The sequence below is a fragment of the Sorangium sp. So ce1153 genome (genome assembly GCF_051521595.1).
Lineage (GTDB): Bacteria > Myxococcota_A > Polyangia > Polyangiales > Polyangiaceae > Sorangium.
In genome coordinates, this window is record NZ_CP150361.1 from 8,994,892 (window position 1) to 9,011,040 (window position 16,149).

Below are 16,149 nucleotides of genomic sequence, written 5' to 3' on the forward strand. Positions count from 1 at the left end.
TGGAATGGCCGTTCGGCGTCCTTGATGGAATTCATCTCATCAAGGAGTCCACGCTCTCGCGACGTGGAGTCCATTGCCGCCATACGATGGCGGATTGGCTGTTCTCCGGCGCATCGCGCCAGAGCGGCGCACAGGGGCGAGCGCCGCGTCATGCCGCAGATCTCGGTCGAGAGCGCCGACAGCCGTCGCGCCAGGACGGCGGGCCCAGCCGCGAGGCGAGGAGTCGATCAAGCGAACTCGAAGCCGTGGTGTTGTGAGCGCTCACATCACTTACCGCCGCCTCGGACGGCGGCGCGCAGGGCAGGGCGAGGGGGACGCGCTGTCTCAGAATGGTTGTTGCAGGGGCGCTCGCCGCGCCAGCTCCAGGCTCTCCGCCGCGAGCAGCGGCGGTCTCACCGCCGCTCGCCCGGACGGGTCACCAGCGGACGGGTCACCAGCCGTCCGCCACGCGGATCGCGATCTTTCCCACGGTGCGACCCGACTCGATGGCGCGGTGGGCCTGCCCGAGCTCGCGCACCGGGTAGCTCGCGGCGACGACGGGCCTGACATGGCCCTGCGCCGCCAGCGCCGCGACGGCGGCCAGCGCGCGGCCCTGCGCGTGCGGGTCGAGCCGCCACATCGAGGCGGCCCCCATCACATGATAGATGAGCGACGCCGCCTTCATGAACAGCCGGTCCGCGACCGGCACCGGCGTCGGCACGATGCTCACGACGGTGCCCATCGGCGCCACCGCGTCGAGCGCCTGGTCCAGCGCGCGGCCGCCGGCGTTGTCGAACGCCACCGCGACGCCCGCGCCGCCGGTCAGGCTCCGGCAGGCCTGCCCCACGTCCTCCGTGGCGTGATCGAGCACGCGCGCGGCGCCGAGCTCGCGGCACAGCGCGGTCGACTCGGGCCGGCTGGCGGTCGCCACCACGCGCAGCCCGAGGTGCCGCGCGAGCTGCACCTGGAGGTGCCCCACGCCGCCGGCGCCCGCGGTGATCAGCACCGTGGCGCCGGCGCCGGCGCCGGTCGCTGCCTGCGCGCGCGCGAGGCACTCCCAGGCCGTGACGCCGGCCAGCGACAGGCAGGCAGCCTGTTCGTGGGACAGGGCCGCCGGCTTGCGCGCGATGGTCCGGCTGTCGACCACGACCTGCTCCGCGTTCGCCCCCTGCCCGAACAGGCTGGGCGAGCCGAACACTTCGTCGCCGACCGCGAGATCCTCGACGTCGGGGCCCACAGCGTCGACGACGCCGGAGAAATCATAGCCGAGCACCAGGGGAAACTGCCGCTCGATGCGGCGCGGCCCGGGCGCGACCGAGCGCGCCCGGATATCGGCCGGATTGACCGACGACGCGATCACCCGGACCCTCACCTGGCGCGGCCCGGGCTCGGGCTCGGGCAGGTCCAGGGGCACGAGCTGCGAGGCGTCGCCGTGGTGATGGATTCCGATGGCCTTCATGCGTTGCAGTCCTCTCGATCGATCTGGTGGATCTGGAGCGGGTACGCGGCGTCGCGCTGGAAGCGCGCTGACCACGTGAACGCGGAGCCCGCCCTCAGCGCGCCGGCGCCGCGCCCGTGCCGGCCAGGTCCGGCCAGACCGGCCGAAGCGGAATGACCCGCGGATCGAGCGGAGCAGGCAGCGACACGGGCGCTGCTGCGTGCAGACAGAACTCTCCAGGTCCGAGCACCATCTGCCGCATCCACAGGGCAGCTCCCGCTTGCTCCACCACCGGCGTGAGCCGCGCGAAGAGCTCACCGTACGACATCCCCTCGGGCTTACCGAACCAGTGGCTGACCCCCGGTGAGCGCAGCGCCGCCCCGCTCCGCAGGCGATACACCCCCGCGACGCCGCCACTGGCGACCGCGGCCGCGGCGTCGTGGGGGGCCGCGCGGCTGGCGGAGACGGCGGCGTCGTTCATCGCGCCGAGCGCGCCGAAATCCTCCACAAGGTACCAGTCCTCGTACGCGTCGCCGCCACCTGCCGCCCAGGGCGCGCCCGAGAGCCCGGCGCTGGAGGAGCGGAGAAAGCCCGGCGAAGGCGCGGCAGCGAGCGCGGCGTGGAACGCCCGCTGTCGGCGCTCGTATTCCTTCGCCTCGGTCTCTGGTCGTCTCCAGTGCCAGAACGTATAAGCCAGCATGAGCTCACTCACCCTCTTCCTTGACCCGACTCAATCGACGGGGAGCTGATCGGCGACCCAGGCCTCCCAGTCCGACGGCGCCCGCGTGGCCTCGAGGTACCGGCGCAGCTGGTGGGCGTCATCGAAGGCCGACATGCCCCACAGCCGGAAGGCGTCGACGTAGCCCATCTCGTCATCATAGGAGTCGGCGAAGTCGGCGAGCGCGAGGCCGAGCTGCCAGGGCGCCTTCACGTCCCCGGCGCAGAGCAGCCGGGCGAGCGTGAGGAGACCGTGGCGAGGATCGACCGAACCTGCGTCGCCGCTCTCCAGCGCGCTCGCGCAAGCTCGCCAGCCGCCCGGCACGGCGGGCGGCGCCCATCCGCCGCTCCCCCGGAGCGCGGCGACCTGGCGCGACCAGAACCATAGCTCGCGGGTGTCGTAGCGGGCCGCCCCCTCGGGCGTGTCGTGGTGTTCCCATGGCCAGCGCACGCCTCTCTGCTGGCCGAGCCACGTGGTGAAGGCAACGTCGGACGCGATGAGGCCCTGCCCGAGGAGCGCGGAGCGACGCTGGGCCGCCGCTGCCGGGTCGTCCTCGTCGCCGTCGTCGTCGTCTCCTTCCTCTGCGGGATACAGGACCCTGTGAACGGCATCTGCCCAGCTGACCGGAGCGGGCGGGTGGCGTCGCAGGTAGGCGATGCGGGTCTCGGGATCCCGGCCGAGCTGCTCGAGAAAGACGCCCCAGAGCCCCATCCAGTCCTCGCCAGCGCCCATGCGCCAGCCGATCGTGTGGCGCTCGTAGTCGGGGAAGCGCTCCCAGGGAGGGGCGAGGTCCCCGCGCAGGTCGAGGTGCTCGCGGAGGCGGGAGCGACAGCTCTCTTTCCAGTCCATGACGGCGGCGCACGGTACACCACGGTCGTGGTCGTGGAAAGCGCCGGGCCACCGCAGGTCGACCGACGAGCCCCACCGGCGGGCCGCGCGCGCCGGCGCCGCGGCCGGCGTCCGATCAGGGCGTCATCCAGTTACGTGAGACGCACAGCATGGTCAGCAGCTTGAGCGTGTCTCCGTAGTAGTCCTCGGTGGGAGCGGTGGAGACGATCTTGCTCCACAGGCTGTCCAGCCACGCCTGACCACCGGAGTCCGTGGTGGCGGCGACCGCGAACGGCGCCATGAAGACCATGTCGTTGTAGGCCTCGATCGCGCGGCCGTCGAGGTAGTAGCCGGCGCGGATGTTGCTCGGATTGCCGCCGGTCTTGCCGCGGATCCACCGGCTGATCCTGCTGGCCGCGTCGCGCGAGCGCGCGTCGCCGCTGATGGCCGCGTCGATGCCGAGGCGCCACGGCACGCGGCTCGCGTTCCACGAATAGCGGCCGTCGTGCGGAGCCTCGAGGAACTCGGCGAACGCGGGGCGGGGCGTCGTGTTCGTGTTGATGATGAAGTCGGGGAGCAGGCCGGTCGAGCTGGCGTACCTGTTCTGCATGGTCTCGATCAGCGTCTGATGCGCGCTCAGGACCTGCGACCAGTCGGCGCCGGCGCGGCCGATGAAGCTGCGGAAGTGGCCGAGCATCCAGTCGGAGCTGCGCGTGGCATAGTAATAAGTAGGGTCGTCCGACGACATGGCCCAGTCGCCGAGGTTGACCAGGTGCGTCGTCGGGTTGACGTTGCTCGCGGCGATCGCGCCGAGCACGCGGCTGGCCTCGGACGCGTAGTCGATCGCGCCGCCGGAGCCCCACTGCGCGTCCGCGAGCAGCAGCGCGTAGGCGATGTCGAGATCGCCGTCCGTGGCCGAGTCGTGGTCTAGGATGTCATTGCAGCTGGCATCCTGCGCCCAGGCCATCAGGTCGGGGTCGTTCTGGCTGGGGTGACGGCGGTTGTAGCGGTGCAAGCCGTCGAATATCGTCCGCGCCTGCGCGTCTTGCCCGGCCATCATCACCGCGATCAGCATGCCGTAGCCCTGGCCTTCGGAGACGACGTAGGCGCCGTCGCCCGTGCTGGCCTGGATGCGGTATTCATCGGACTGGCAGCCGGTCTTCACATAGCGGCGCTTCCACTGCCAGTAGAAGTCTGACGTCGCGCTGTCGGCGGCGGCAGCGCCGGCCGAGACGCGCAAGGTAGACGCGTCATAAGCCTGGTGATGGCTGCCGTACGGGTGGTTCTGGGCCTGCGCGGTGCCCGCGGCGCCGAGCAACGCCAGCGTCAGCCCTTGCAGCGCCCGCTTCAACGTTCCGGCTCGTCGTGACGATGACGCAAGTGAGGAAAAGCTCGACATGAAATATCCTCCGTTCGTGATGTTCGGGTGGAGAGAACGACATGAGTGTGCGTGCCAAGGCTGAATGTCGCCGCGAGCGCTCATCCTTCAGGAAAAACGCCCTGCGTCCGAGCGCGCGCATCTCCAGCCCGGACTGCCTTTTCCGCTCAGGTCACATTTCCAGCGCAAGCCATCTTTCCAGATCGAGCTTCTGCACATTGACGAGCGCGCCTGCTGGCGAGCGAGAGGGCTCTTCGGCTCGGTCGGCCTCTGTCCCTCATGCAGCCTTGCGGATCCATCTCGATTGCTCGGCCCGGGAGACCTCAGGAGAGAAGAAGGCTTCGCGGCGAATCCGTTGGCAGGCTCCAGGCACCGGCTGGCCTATTGGGACGATCGCGCCACGCAGCGTCGCAATCTGTCACAAGCGTGCGCCCATGCTCCGGCGGCCCCTGGGCGCGGACGCGCGTATTCTGGGCGCAGCGCCGGTCCGAGCGCCAGCGGGGGCGGCGCGGAGCGACGTGGCATGGCCGGTGCTTGATAGATCGGGTGGAACTGGATAGCGAGCTCGCGACGCAGGACTGCGAAGCGGGCTACGCGCGAGGCCGCCATCAGACATCCTGGCGAGCCGTGAGGGAGAAAACGAACATGCAAAAGTGTCTCTGGGCTTCTTTGGCCACCGCGATCATGGTCGGGACCGTCGGCTGCGACGACGCTTCGGATACGGTCAACGATGTGCTTCCCGGTGAGGCGTCGCGCGAAGCGCGCATCGAGCAGATCTCCGAGGCGGCGTGCGAGCGCTACGCCGACACCGAGGCGGGCTGCCCCGGCTACGGGACCACCGACGACCATACCTACGCGACGGAAGAGGACTGCGAGCGCGACTTCGCGGATCGCGCGGGCGAGCTCTGGCCCGCGACCGAGTGCGGCTCGGGACAGATCAATGACAGCCGCTACGACGTGTGCGAAGAGCGCGCGAAGGCGGCCGCCTGCTCTGAGGGCTTCTTCGACGCCATCGCCGCGCTGGACGAGTGCAGCGCCGAGAACGTGTGCTCTGATCCCGCCGACAAGTGACCCGTCCCCGCGCGATGCGGCGCGGGGTGAAGCGACGGCCGCCGCGAGGCAGGGCGGCCGTCGCCTCACGTCACAGCGACGAGCGCGGCGATTTCGTATGCCCCTCGGACTGCTTCGCCTTTTCTACCCTTCGACGCGTCCGATCATGGCTGTCGGGCCAAGCGAGATCCCGTGAAAGGGCGCCTTGGCTCGCTCCGTCGAGGCGGGTATACAGCGCACCATGAAGCGCACAGCCGAGAAGCCGAGCAAGCCGCGCGCGAAGGCGCGGAAGGCGCCGCCCGAGCGGAGCGAGCCCCGGGAGGCCGCTGGAGCGCCCGCCGCGCCCTCCGGTCCGGGCGACGCGCAGGAGAACCCGGCCGTCGCCGCGTTCCTCCGCGAGCTGGAGCATCCGCTGAAGGAGGAGGTCGTGGCCCTGCGGCAGATCATCCTCGGCGTCAGCCCGGCGATCCGCGAGGAGATCAAATGGAACGCGCCGAGCTTCAGGACAACCGAACACTTCGCCACGTTCAACTTGCGCACAAAGGACCGTGTCCGGCTCATCCTTCACCTCGGAGCCAAGGTGAAGGACACCGCGGTGAAGGGGCTCGAGATCGCGGACCCGGCTGGCCTGCTCGAGTGGCTTGCCAAGGATCGCTGCCTCGTGACGTTCAGCGACGGAGAGGACGTCCACGCGAAGCGGGCAGCGCTTGAGGCGGTGCTGCGCGCGTGGCTCCGATGGGTCTAGCCTCTTCCTGGCAGCGGGCGAGCTCCGCCGAGCGCCCTGTCCGCGGCGGAGCTCGCCCCCCCTGGACGACCGACGAGGGCCAGGCTGCGGCACCTGCCGGGGCTGCCGTGCGGCCGCCGCGGGGTTGGCGCCCGCAGCGCGGTTCGGCTACGAGAACGGGGTCGTCATGTCGAGGTACCGCAGCGACATCGAGGTGGTGCGGCTCCACGTCCAGCAGCTGCAGGAGCGGCTGCGGCGCGTGCGGGCGGAGCTGATCCTCGTCGAGGCGGAAGCGAACCTCGGTCCTCGCGCTCGCCGTCCGTTCAGCCGCTTCATGTACCACCTCGGCCGGGCGCTGGGGCGGCAGCGAAGGCGCCCTCAGGGGTCCTCGCACGAGCTCACGGGAGCGAGGGCCCGCCTCGTCTGGCTCGAGCAGCGGGTCGCCGAGGCCGAGGCGGCGCTCTCGCGGGCGACGCACGAGGCCGCAGCGAGGGCTCGGGCCAGCGACGCGTCCCCGTCGTCGTCGGCGGCGCCGGCGCCGCAGGGCACGCCACCTCGCAGCATGTCCTACGCGCTCGGCCGGTCCGTCGGGCGGATACGCCGGCGCTGACCCGGCGGTCGTACCCCCCCTGAGGACCCCGTGCTCCTCGCTCCTGCGGCCGGATCCGGGACGTTCATTCTGGAACGATCAGTCCAGAACCCGCCGCCCCCGCCGGGGGCCGCCCTGCCCGCCGGCCTACGGCGCGTACTTCGCCACGACGAAGTCCATGTTGCCGAGCGGCGTGAGCAGCCCGCCGCCGTACTCCACCGACCAGGCGGAGTCGAACGCCACGCCGCTGAAGAAGACGTTCCCCGCCGCGTCCATGGCGAGGCCGCGCTCCTCCTCGGCGCCGTACAGGATCGAGTAACTCTGGAACGCGTGCCCCCGGCTCCACAGGAGCGAGCCCGCCGGATCCAGCTTGGCGAGGAAGCGGCCCATGGAGAAGTCCGTGAACGAGGTCATCAGCCCGTCACCGAGGTCCACCGCGCCCCGGTAGTGCCCGAGCAGCGCGATGTTGCCGGCCGCGTCGAGCGCGACCGCGCTCGCGTCCTGCGCCGACGCGTTGCCGAGCGCCTCGCTCCAGAGGACGCCGCCGCTGCCCGCGTCGAGCTTCGCGACGAGCGCGTCCGTGCTCCCCGCGCTCGTCAACGTCACGCCCCCGCCGAGGCTCACCTGCCCGCCGAACCAACCGGCCACCACCAGGCCGCCCGCCCCGTCGAGCGCCGCGCCCGTCACCTGCTCGTCCTCCGGCCCGCCGACCGTCTTCCCCCAGACCGTGGCGCCGCTGCTCGACGCCAGCCGGACCACGAACCCGTCTTTCCCGCCGGCGCCGCTCACCGGCCCGCCGCCGAGGTCGACCCAGCCCTGCGTCCAGCCCGCGAGCACCACGTCGCCCGACGACGCGTCCACCGCGAGGTCCTTCGGCCACATCACGTGCTCCACGTCGAACCCCCGGCTCCACACCGGGACGCCGCCGGGGTCGAGCCGCAGCACGAAGGTCTTCGTGATGTCGCTGGCCGGCAGCGGCCCCTGACCGAAATCGACCGGACCATAGTAGCGCCCGGCCACCGTGATCTCGCCCCCGGGGCCGACCGCTATCGCCTCCGGCTGCTGCGCGTCCGGGGTGCCGTACCGCTGGCTCCAGAGCGTCGTGCCGTTCGCGTCGAGCCGCAGCACGAAGACGTCCGCTTTGCCCGCGCTGACCAGCGGACCGGCCCCGAAGTCCACCGTGTTCCAGAAGCTCCCCGTGACGAACACGTCCCCTGACGCATCCGTGGCGATGCCGACGCCCAGGTCCGGGCCGTCGCCGCCGAAGCTGCGCGCCCAGAGGACATTGCCGGCCGGATCGAGCTTGATCACGAACGCGTCCGACCCGCGCCCGCCCACGAGCGTCTGCGACCCGACCGGCAGAGAGCGGGAGAAGCTCCCGGTGAGCAGCAGGTTGCCCGCCGCGTCCGTGGCGAGGTCGTAAACGAGCTTCGTGCCGGACTGGGCGGTCGCGTCGCCGAAGAGCTTGCTCCAGAGGTGCCCCGGCGCGCACCCCACCGTGCCATTGCAGTCGACGTCCGTGGTCGAGGTGCACGCCTCGGACAAAGGCCTCACCTCGCCGCTGCAAGGCCCCCACGAGGTGCCGGTCAGGTTGCACGCGCGCTGGCCCTCCTGGCACGCGCCGACCCCCTGCGTGACCGCGGGCCCGCCGTAGCAGCCCTCGGTCGCCCCCGGCGCGCAGATCACCTCGCAGATCAGGGCCACGTGGCTGCTCCACACGCTCGGCGCCGCGCCGCCCTGGAGATCGCTGCCCAGGTACACGCCCGTGCGCCCGCACGGGTCCGTCGACTGCGGCCTCGCGCCGGGCGATCGCGCCTCGATCTCCTTCACCAGCTCGCCGCGCGCGCGCAGCGCGGCGAGCTCCGCCGCGTCGAGCTCCTCGAAGGCCGCCGGGTCCCCGGCGAGGACCAGCCGCCCGTCGACCGCGGCGAGCGGCTCGGCCGCGCGGCGCTCGATCGCCTCGATCTCGGCCGCCAGCGACGCCTCGGCGCCCGCCGCCGAGACGAGCAGGATGCGCTCGGCGTCGAGCGCCGGGTCGAGCGCCACATGGTAGGCGACCCGCGCCGCCCCGAGGTCGAGGCGGAGCCGCTCCCCCGGCGGCAAGGCGTCCACGTCGGCCTGGGTGACGCGCACGTGCCGGACCGCCGGCGCGACCCCGGCGGGCTCGCCGCCGGCGGGGGCGCAGCCGGCCGCGCTCGAGGCGGCGATGGCGCACGCGGCAGCGGCAACAGGGATCCAGCACGAGAAGGCGACAGCGCGTCGTTCGTCCAAAGCGTCCAAGGCGTCCTCCTGAGAGCGCGGGTTGCACCCCGCCGCCCGACCGATCCGCGGCGAGCGAGGGTGGCGCTCGAAACTCAATAGGTTATCCGCTCGCGCCCTCGCCTCGCGACGAATTTCGGCGGCAGACATCGTTCCGCGCCGCGCGCGCCGCCCGCGCCGCGCACGCCACCGCCGCAGGTGTCATCGTATCGTACCAGCACCGGGAGGTTCACGACGCCGGAGCGGGCGCCCGCCCGGCGCCTGTCGAGGGCAGCGCCGCGCTCAGGCGAGACGCGCCGCGATGAGCGGGATGTCGTCTTCCAGGCAGGCGCCCCGCGCTCGCCTCGTCGCGCACCGCCGCGATGACGGCGTATCCCTTGTCGTGGAGCCGCCGCGCGGCCCGTGACCCGATATACCCCGTCGCTCCGGTGACCAGTATCCGCATGAGCACCACCCTTTCCCGCTGAGCCCCGAGGCATCCCTTCAAACTATTCGGGAAATTCACAGGGAGGCGAGGAGACGCGAGGGAAATCTTCAGATACTCCCTGACTCCCCGCCTCCCTGTTCAATTTCTCCGCTGAAATGGCTGCAAGTGAGGGGATTCCTCAGCCCTGAGCCCCCACCCAGGCGACGCTCGCGAGATCAAGCCGCCCCACCATGAAGTCGCGTGAAGAGGATGTAGTTGAATCATGAATCACATTCATGAGAAGGATCTCGACGTCGACCTGCTCCGGGACTTCCTCGTGGCGTCGGACGCGGGCGGCGCCGCGACGGCGGCGAGCCGCCTGTACCTCACGCCCCCGCGGTGAGCGCGGCGCTGCGTCGGCTCGCGTCGGCTCGCGTCGGCTCGCGTCGGCTCGCGTCGGCTCGCGCCGGCTCGCGTCGGCTCGCGCCGGCTCGCGTCGGCTCGCGTCGGCGTGAACGCGCCGCCCTTCGCCCGCGCGAGGCGCGGGCTCGCGCTGACCGCGCGCGGTGATCCCGGCGCAGCTCCGCCCCCTCGCCGGCGCGCTGAGCTGGCGCTCGCGGAGCGCTCACGCGCCCGTATCTATGTGAAGCCTCCGCGTAAAGTTGTGGTGACGGTTAGAAAGGCGAAATACGTTCGAGACGCCTTGGAGTGCGCCAACACATCTTCGCCTCCGGCTTTCAGAAACGTATCGATATTCTGGCCTTGCAGAGCCAGCTACAATGGCTGATAAGAAGAGGCTGGCCGGGGGGAGATCGGCTTGACGGCATGGCGTTCACGCTCCCTTGCATCGACGTCTCGGACTGGAAGACATTCGAGCTGCTCCAGCTTGTCATCGACACCATCCCGGACCCCATCTTCGTCAAGGATCGGCAACATCGCTGGATCGCCTGCAATCCGGGCTTCTGCCGGCTGATCGGGCGGGGCTACGAGGAGCTGATCGGCCGCAGCGACCCGGATTACTGGCCCAAGCACCAGGCGGACCTCTTCTGGAGCTACGACGATGCGGTCTTCGAGTCCGGCGAGCCGAACGAGAACGAGGAGGTCGCCACGGGCTCGGACGGGGTGACGCGCACGATCTGGACCCGCAAGTTCCCCATGAAGAACGCGCGGGGCGACGTGGTCGGCCTTTGCGGGCTCATCACCGACATCACCGACCTGAAGCGGCGGCACATGGAGGCCGAGCGGATCGCGGCGGAGAACCGGGAGCAGCGCGCGATCATCGACGCGCAGGCGTCGTTGCTCGCTCAGGTGGCGATGCCGGTCATCCAGGTCTGGCAGGGGATCCTGCTGATGCCGCTGGTCGGGGAGATCAACGACCGGCGCGCCGCCCAGGCGCTCGAGAGCCTGCTCGAGGCCGTCAGTCAGCGGGGCGCGGAGTTCGTGATCCTCGACATCACCGGCGTGCCGGTCATCGACACCGCCGTGGCGCGCCACCTGGTGCGCGCCGTCCAGGCGGCGGAGCTGCTCGGCTGTCGGAGCGTGATGGTGGGCATCGGGCCGGAGATCGCGAGGACGCTCGTGGGGCTGGGCGTCGACTTCGGCCGGATCACCACGCAGGGCACGCTCCAGAGCGGCCTCGCATATGCGATGAGCCGCCTCGGGGCGAAGCGCGCGGCCAGCGCGCCAGCCCGCTGACGCCGGCGCGCCGCGCGCGACGCGAGCTCACGCGCGCCAGAGCGCCTTCACGCCGTCGGCGATGAACTGCACCGCGATGGCGGCCAGGATCAGGCCCATGACGCGCTCGAGCACGGCCACGCCGGAGGCCTTGAGCGCCCGCTGCAAGAGCCCCGCGCCGCGCAGCACGAAGTAGGAGGCCACGAAGGTGATGGCCACGCTGGCGAGCACCAGCGCCATGGCGACGAGGTCGTCGCCCCCGCGCGACATGAGCACCATCACCGTGGCGATGGCGCCCGGCCCGGCCAGGAGCGGCATGGCCAGCGGCACCAGCGCCACGTCCTCCTTCGCGATGCCCTCCTGCTCCTCGGGCGGGGTCATGCGCGTCGCGGAAGCGCGGGCGCGCAGCATGTCCAGCGACGTGATGAGCAGCAGGATGCCGCCCGCGACGCGGAATGCGCCGAGCGAGACGCCGAAGATCTTGAAGATGACGCCGCCGAAGAGGGCGAAGAAGAGCATCAGCCCCCCGGCGACAGCGCACGCCCGCCGCGCCGTGCGCCGCACCTTCTCCGGCGGATCGCCCGCGGTCATGGTCAGGAACAGCGGCACGATGCCGATGGGGTCCACGACGAAGAAGACCGCCGACAGCGACACGAGAAAGAGCGAGACGTACCCGCTCATGGCCGCCCGCCGCCGCAACGGGTCCCGGCGCGCCGAGGGGTGCTGTGGGGGTACAGGTCGACGCTGCGCACGGCGAGTTCAGTAGCACTCTCCCCGGCCGGCGGCTCCACCTCGGCCCCTGGTCGCCTGTCTTTCCAGCGCCTCGAACGCCGGACGAGAACGGACCGGCGGTCGAGGGGATGGACAGGCGCGGCCGCCCGCCGCCGGCGCGGTCGTGTCGAGATCACGCGCTTCGACGCGCCGGGCGCCGCGCGTTTCGAGTAGCCCGCGCGACGTCTGCTCAGGCTCTCCCTGTCGCCCTCGCGTCATCCACAACCCACCAAGGGAAGAGCCCTGTCTGCCAGACGAGGTAACAGGCCACCGAGAGCGCGAGGGTGCATGGAGAGAGCGCCTGCACGGAAGTGGCCTTCTCTCTGGCACCGCCTCGGCCGGCCCGTCTCGCCCGGACCGCCGCGGGCGGAACGTCGCCCAGGCGCAGCGCGCCGCGGCCGATCGAGGCAGCCGCGAAACCGCGCCGGGGCTGCCGCGTAGCACCGACGAACCCGCTCGACGGGCCGCGCAGGGAAGCGCGGCCCGGTGAGCTCGACGGCGCCCGGCTCGGCCTTCACGGCCGAGGTGCGCCTCGACGACCCACGCACACCAAAGCCCGCGCCGCCAGGTTCGCGGCGCCATTCCGCAGGAGCTATCTCATGTTTCGCAGCACGATGAGCATCACGGCCCTGAGCCTCGGACTCTTTGCGGCGAGCGCGCCCGGCGACGCAATGGCACACGGCGCGCACGGCGCGCACGGCGCGCACGGCGCGCACGGCCCCGGCGGGCACCGGCACGGCCAGGTCTTCGTGATGACCAACGCCGAGGACGGCAATGCCGTCGCCGCCTATGACCGGGCCGCGGACGGCTCGCTCTCGTACGCAGGCACGTACGCGACCGGAGGGCTCGGCGCGCCGACCCGGCCGGTCAACGCGCTCGGCTCCCAGGGATCGCTCGTGCTCAGCGACGACGGCAAGCTCCTGTTCGCCGTGAACGCGGGCAGCAACGAGGTGTCGATGTTCCGCGTCGGCCCGCGCGGCCTGACGCTGCTCGACGTGATCGACTCGGGCGGCGACTTCCCGGTCAGCGTCGCGTCGCACGGAGACCTGCTCTATGTCCTCAACGTGGGCGGCGAGGGCACTATCGCCGGCTTTCACGTCGATTCGCGCGGCGAGCTCGCCCCGCTCGCCGGATCGATCCGCGATCTCGGGCTCGGCGGCACGACCCCGCCGTCGCTCGGCGCGACGCCGGGCCAGATCGGGTTCTCTCCCGACGGCGAGGTGCTGGTCGTCGCGGGCAAGGGATCCAATCAGATCCACGTGTTCCCCGTGAACCGCCGCGGCCTGCCCAGCGGCGCGCCGGTCACGACGATCTCCCGCGGCCTCGTCCCGTTCGATTTCGCCTTCGATCGGCGCGGGCACCTCATCGTGGCGGAGGTCGGCGGCGACGGCGTGCCCGCGACCGGCGACACGAGCGTCGTTTCCTCGTATGCCATCCGCGCGGACGGGAGCCTCGCGGTCATCAGCGACACGGTCGACACGTTCCAGCGGGCGACCTGCTGGATCACCGGCGCGCCCGACAGCCGCTATGTCTTCACGGCCAACACGGGCAGCAACACGCTCTCCGGGCTCCAGGTCGACGCGCGCGGCGGGCTGACGCTGCTCGACGACGGCGTGTCCGCCTCGTTCGCCGCCGGAACGGCGCCGATCGATCTCTCGATGACGCGCGACGGTCGGTTCCTGTACACCCTCAACGCCGGGGCCGGCACGGTCGCCGCCTTCCAGGTGAGCCGCGACGGCAGCCTGATCCCGCGCGGCGAGGTGGGCGGCTTGACGCCTGGCGGCGGCGCCCAGGGCATCGCCGCGCGGTGAGGCTCCGGGACCGAGGCGCTCGCCGGTGGCGGCCGGCGCCTCAGGTCTTCGGGATACGCCACGTCGCGCCGGCCCGGAAGAAGAACGCGTTCGGGAGGCTCTGGCCGCCTCCGGGGATGCCGTCGTCGTCGGCGTTCATCGGCTCGAAGCGGCGGAACAGGCTGTGGCCCGCCTGGGCGGTCAGCCACACCGAGGAGAACGCGCGCACGCCGAGGGTGACGCCCGCGGTCGCGACCGAGTAGGCGATGTGGTCGACACACTGCTCGGGCCGCGCCACCCGCTCATCCTGCTCGGTCGCAGGATCGTCGGCCAGCTGCGCCGCGCAGGGCCACGCGCCCGTGACGCGCGGATCGCGCACGGCGTACGCGTTCCCCGCCACGTCCGCGCGCAGGACGACCTCGAGGCGATCCGAGAACGTGAGCTTCGCCGCCGCGAAGCCCGGCAGGAAGGCCTCGAGTCGGAAGTACGGGCTCGGCGCCCACTCGACGTAAGCGGCCGGCAGCGGGAGGAACGACCCGAAGCTGAAGGACGCGAGCGCTCCGCCGCCGAGGACGAGCTTCTCCGAGAGCGTGTGGGTCGCCAGCGCGAGCGCGCTGACGCGGGCGAGCCCGCCGTCGAACCCCTCGAAGTCGCCCGCCAGCCCCGGCGCGACGCGCAGCGAGAGCGCCCAGTCCCGGGGAAGGAGCTGGACGAAGAGCGCGGAGACGTCGACGGAGTGGAAGGCCCGGAGCTGGTCGAAGCCGGGCGCGGCATCGGCGTAGGAGACCGCCTCGACGTGGTATGTCGCCCCCGGGATCAGGAACGTTTTCTCTCCGAGGGGGATCGGCACGTTGGCGGTCACCTCGTACGACGCGACCTGCGCCCGCGTGGGGCGCGGATCCTCGAGGGCGACGCCCGGCATGTACTGCGCGCTCAGGTCCACGAGATCGGGGAGCTGGGCCCACGCCACGCCGGGCGCGAAGACCCACAGGAGCGCCGCGAGGACGAGGAGCCGCGAGGTCCGCGCGCTCCGGCGGGGGCCGTCCCCCCCTCGCCTCTTCAGCAGGTTCAGCAGGTTCAGCAGGGAGCGCGCCGCGGCGCGATCGGCCGGCCTCATCGCGCCACCCGCTCGTCGAGCCAGTCGAAGAGCCGCGCCTGGGCCAGCAGCTGGTTGCCGCCCTGGCAGTGCACCTGCGACGCGGTGCTCGCGTCGAACACCATCATGTGCTTCGGGCACGTGAGCGCGCGGAGGAGGCGCTCCGACTCGCCCGGAGACGCGTCCTCGGCGCTGCCCTCCATGATCAGCGTCTCGCAGCGGATGTCCGCGACGCCGTCGCTGTTGTCGTATTTGCGGAGCTCGTCGATCACCTCGTGCGGCGTCGAGACGCCGTGCTTCCAGGTCACGTCGTCGAAGTACCAGCGAGCGTCGGGCAGCACAACCGACGCGGCGTCGATGGCGCGGTCGAAGGCCGCGGGCCCGCGCCTGTGCAGCTCGAGCACGCCGGGCATCGACGCGAAGTGGCGCAGCATCGCGTCGCGCCAGCTGACGACGCCCGGGTTGGCGACGAGGGCGCGCAGGCGGCGCTCGCGCGACGCCGCGCGCGGCGCGAGGTAACCGCCGAACGAGAGGCCCATCAGCACGAACCGATCGGCGTCGAGCCGCCCGTCGCGCTCGGCGAAGTCGAGCACGCGGCCCACAGGGACCTCCCAGTCGGGCCGGAACGGGTGTCCATGGAGGCGCAGCGAGGCGCCCTGGCCCGGGCCGTGGAACGAGAGGACGTGGTAGCCCCGCTCGAGCGCGCCGTCGATGACCCACATCGTGTCCTCGGGCCACGCGTGGAGACCCTGCTGGAGCACGATCGTGGGCGCGCGCTCGACGCCGGCCGCGTAATGGACTCGCCCGTGGAGCACCCCGCGCTCGTAGGGGATGTCGACCTGCCTCGAGTCGTAGCCCCGCATGCGCAGCGCCCGCCCGTGCAGGTCGAGCGCCGCGATCGTCGCCTCGACGAGGCGCGGATCGGCGCGGTCCGCGTAGCGCATGAGCCCGGCCCGGTAGTACGCGCCCGCGCGGAGGAAGTGCGACGCGGCGCTCCGCGTGTGGCCGCGCGCCTCCGCCTCCTCCCCGTAGCCTCGCACGCGCGCCGCGGTGGCCAGCCACTGCTCGAACCACGAGCGCTCGTCGCCCGGGCGGATGCGCGTCGCCGTGTCGAGCACCTCGCCCACGTCGGTCAGGCCCATCGACGCGAGGCCGAGCCAGAACACGATCTGCGCATCCATCACCGGCTGGCCGACGAACTTGTAGCGATACCAGACGCCCGCCCCCTCGCTTCGCCCGAGAATGTCGTCGCCGTGGAACCGCGCGGAAGCGACCTCCTTGTCGAGCCCGCGGCGGCCCGCGGCGAAGCCGAGCGCGGCCGCGCCGCCCGCGGCGGCCGTGTGGGTGAGAAATCTCCGCCGTTCGATCATCGGTGCACCTCCAGGGCCGATAAAACAATCGATTCAAACAAGTGTTTCAATTGTTGACACCGGCGCGGAGGGTTGTCAA

The 16,149-nt window shown here is 71.7% G+C and carries 14 protein-coding genes; 5 read left to right on the forward strand and 9 right to left on the reverse strand.

Annotated elements, in window-relative coordinates; translation table 11 throughout:
- Nucleotides 1-430: 430 nt before the first annotated feature.
- The 4 genes from WME85_RS32290 to WME85_RS32305 form a co-directional block, all read right to left on the reverse strand.
- On the reverse strand, nucleotides 431-1,438 hold the full coding sequence (locus tag WME85_RS32290; RefSeq protein ID WP_437826939.1) for a quinone oxidoreductase family protein: 1,008 nt from the start codon (nucleotides 1,436-1,438) through the stop codon (nucleotides 431-433).
- A 94-nt stretch (nucleotides 1,439-1,532) separates the two neighbouring features.
- Complete coding sequence (locus WME85_RS32295; protein ID WP_437826941.1) at nucleotides 1,533-2,129, reverse strand: hypothetical protein; 597 nt, start codon at nucleotides 2,127-2,129, stop codon at nucleotides 1,533-1,535.
- An 18-nt stretch (nucleotides 2,130-2,147) separates the two neighbouring features.
- Nucleotides 2,148-2,984, reverse strand: coding sequence for a hypothetical protein (locus WME85_RS32300; protein WP_437826943.1), 837 nt, complete (start codon nucleotides 2,982-2,984; stop codon nucleotides 2,148-2,150).
- Between the two features lie 115 nt (nucleotides 2,985-3,099).
- Nucleotides 3,100-4,314, reverse strand: coding sequence for a glycosyl hydrolase family 8 (locus WME85_RS32305; RefSeq protein WP_437826945.1), 1,215 nt, complete (start codon nucleotides 4,312-4,314; stop codon nucleotides 3,100-3,102).
- 672 nt (nucleotides 4,315-4,986) lie between these two features.
- Between WME85_RS32305 and WME85_RS32310 the strand changes: the two genes are divergently transcribed.
- From WME85_RS32310 to WME85_RS32320, 3 genes are all read left to right on the forward strand, one after another.
- Nucleotides 4,987-5,412: a DUF6184 family natural product biosynthesis lipoprotein gene (locus WME85_RS32310; protein WP_437826947.1), complete on the forward strand. Its 426-nt coding sequence runs from the start codon at nucleotides 4,987-4,989 to the stop codon at nucleotides 5,410-5,412.
- A gap of 220 nt (nucleotides 5,413-5,632) precedes the next feature.
- Nucleotides 5,633-6,136: a DUF1801 domain-containing protein gene (locus WME85_RS32315; protein WP_437826949.1), complete on the forward strand. Its 504-nt coding sequence runs from the start codon at nucleotides 5,633-5,635 to the stop codon at nucleotides 6,134-6,136.
- 166 nt (nucleotides 6,137-6,302) lie between these two features.
- Entirely contained in the window at nucleotides 6,303-6,725 is a 423-nt protein-coding gene (locus tag WME85_RS32320; protein ID WP_437826951.1) for a hypothetical protein, read from the forward strand.
- Nucleotides 6,726-6,851: 126 nt separating this feature from the next.
- Here the strand turns inward: WME85_RS32320 and WME85_RS32325 are convergent, their stop codons facing one another.
- Together WME85_RS32325 and WME85_RS32330 are read right to left on the reverse strand one after the other, a co-directional pair.
- Nucleotides 6,852-8,984, reverse strand: a complete 2,133-nt coding sequence (locus WME85_RS32325) for a hypothetical protein (protein ID WP_437826953.1) — start codon at nucleotides 8,982-8,984, stop codon at nucleotides 6,852-6,854.
- A 208-nt stretch (nucleotides 8,985-9,192) separates the two neighbouring features.
- The gene (locus WME85_RS32330) at nucleotides 9,193-9,408 is read right to left on the reverse strand and encodes an NAD-dependent epimerase/dehydratase family protein (protein ID WP_437826955.1); all 216 of its coding nucleotides are present in this window, start codon (nucleotides 9,406-9,408) and stop codon (nucleotides 9,193-9,195) included.
- Between the two features lie 786 nt (nucleotides 9,409-10,194).
- On the opposite strand from WME85_RS32330, the gene WME85_RS32335 reads away from it, so the two are divergent.
- A complete protein-coding gene (locus WME85_RS32335) occupies nucleotides 10,195-11,064 on the forward strand; it encodes a PAS domain-containing protein (protein ID WP_437826957.1) in 870 nt (289 codons plus the stop codon).
- A 27-nt stretch (nucleotides 11,065-11,091) separates the two neighbouring features.
- Here the strand turns inward: WME85_RS32335 and WME85_RS32340 are convergent, their stop codons facing one another.
- Nucleotides 11,092-11,724, reverse strand: a complete 633-nt coding sequence (locus WME85_RS32340) for a MarC family protein (RefSeq protein WP_437826958.1) — start codon at nucleotides 11,722-11,724, stop codon at nucleotides 11,092-11,094.
- A 689-nt stretch (nucleotides 11,725-12,413) separates the two neighbouring features.
- Between WME85_RS32340 and WME85_RS32345 the strand changes: the two genes are divergently transcribed.
- Nucleotides 12,414-13,625: a lactonase family protein gene (locus WME85_RS32345; RefSeq protein WP_437826959.1), complete on the forward strand. Its 1,212-nt coding sequence runs from the start codon at nucleotides 12,414-12,416 to the stop codon at nucleotides 13,623-13,625.
- 40 nt (nucleotides 13,626-13,665) lie between these two features.
- Here WME85_RS32345 and WME85_RS32350 read toward each other — a convergent pair whose 3' ends face one another.
- Nucleotides 13,666-14,721, reverse strand: a complete 1,056-nt coding sequence (locus WME85_RS32350) for a DUF6268 family outer membrane beta-barrel protein (RefSeq protein ID WP_437826960.1) — start codon at nucleotides 14,719-14,721, stop codon at nucleotides 13,666-13,668.
- Complete coding sequence (locus tag WME85_RS32355) at nucleotides 14,718-16,070, reverse strand: alpha/beta hydrolase family protein (RefSeq protein ID WP_437826961.1); 1,353 nt, start codon at nucleotides 16,068-16,070, stop codon at nucleotides 14,718-14,720. Before WME85_RS32355 ends, WME85_RS32350 begins: the two co-directional genes overlap by 4 nt.
- Between the last annotated feature and the right edge of the window lie 79 nt (nucleotides 16,071-16,149).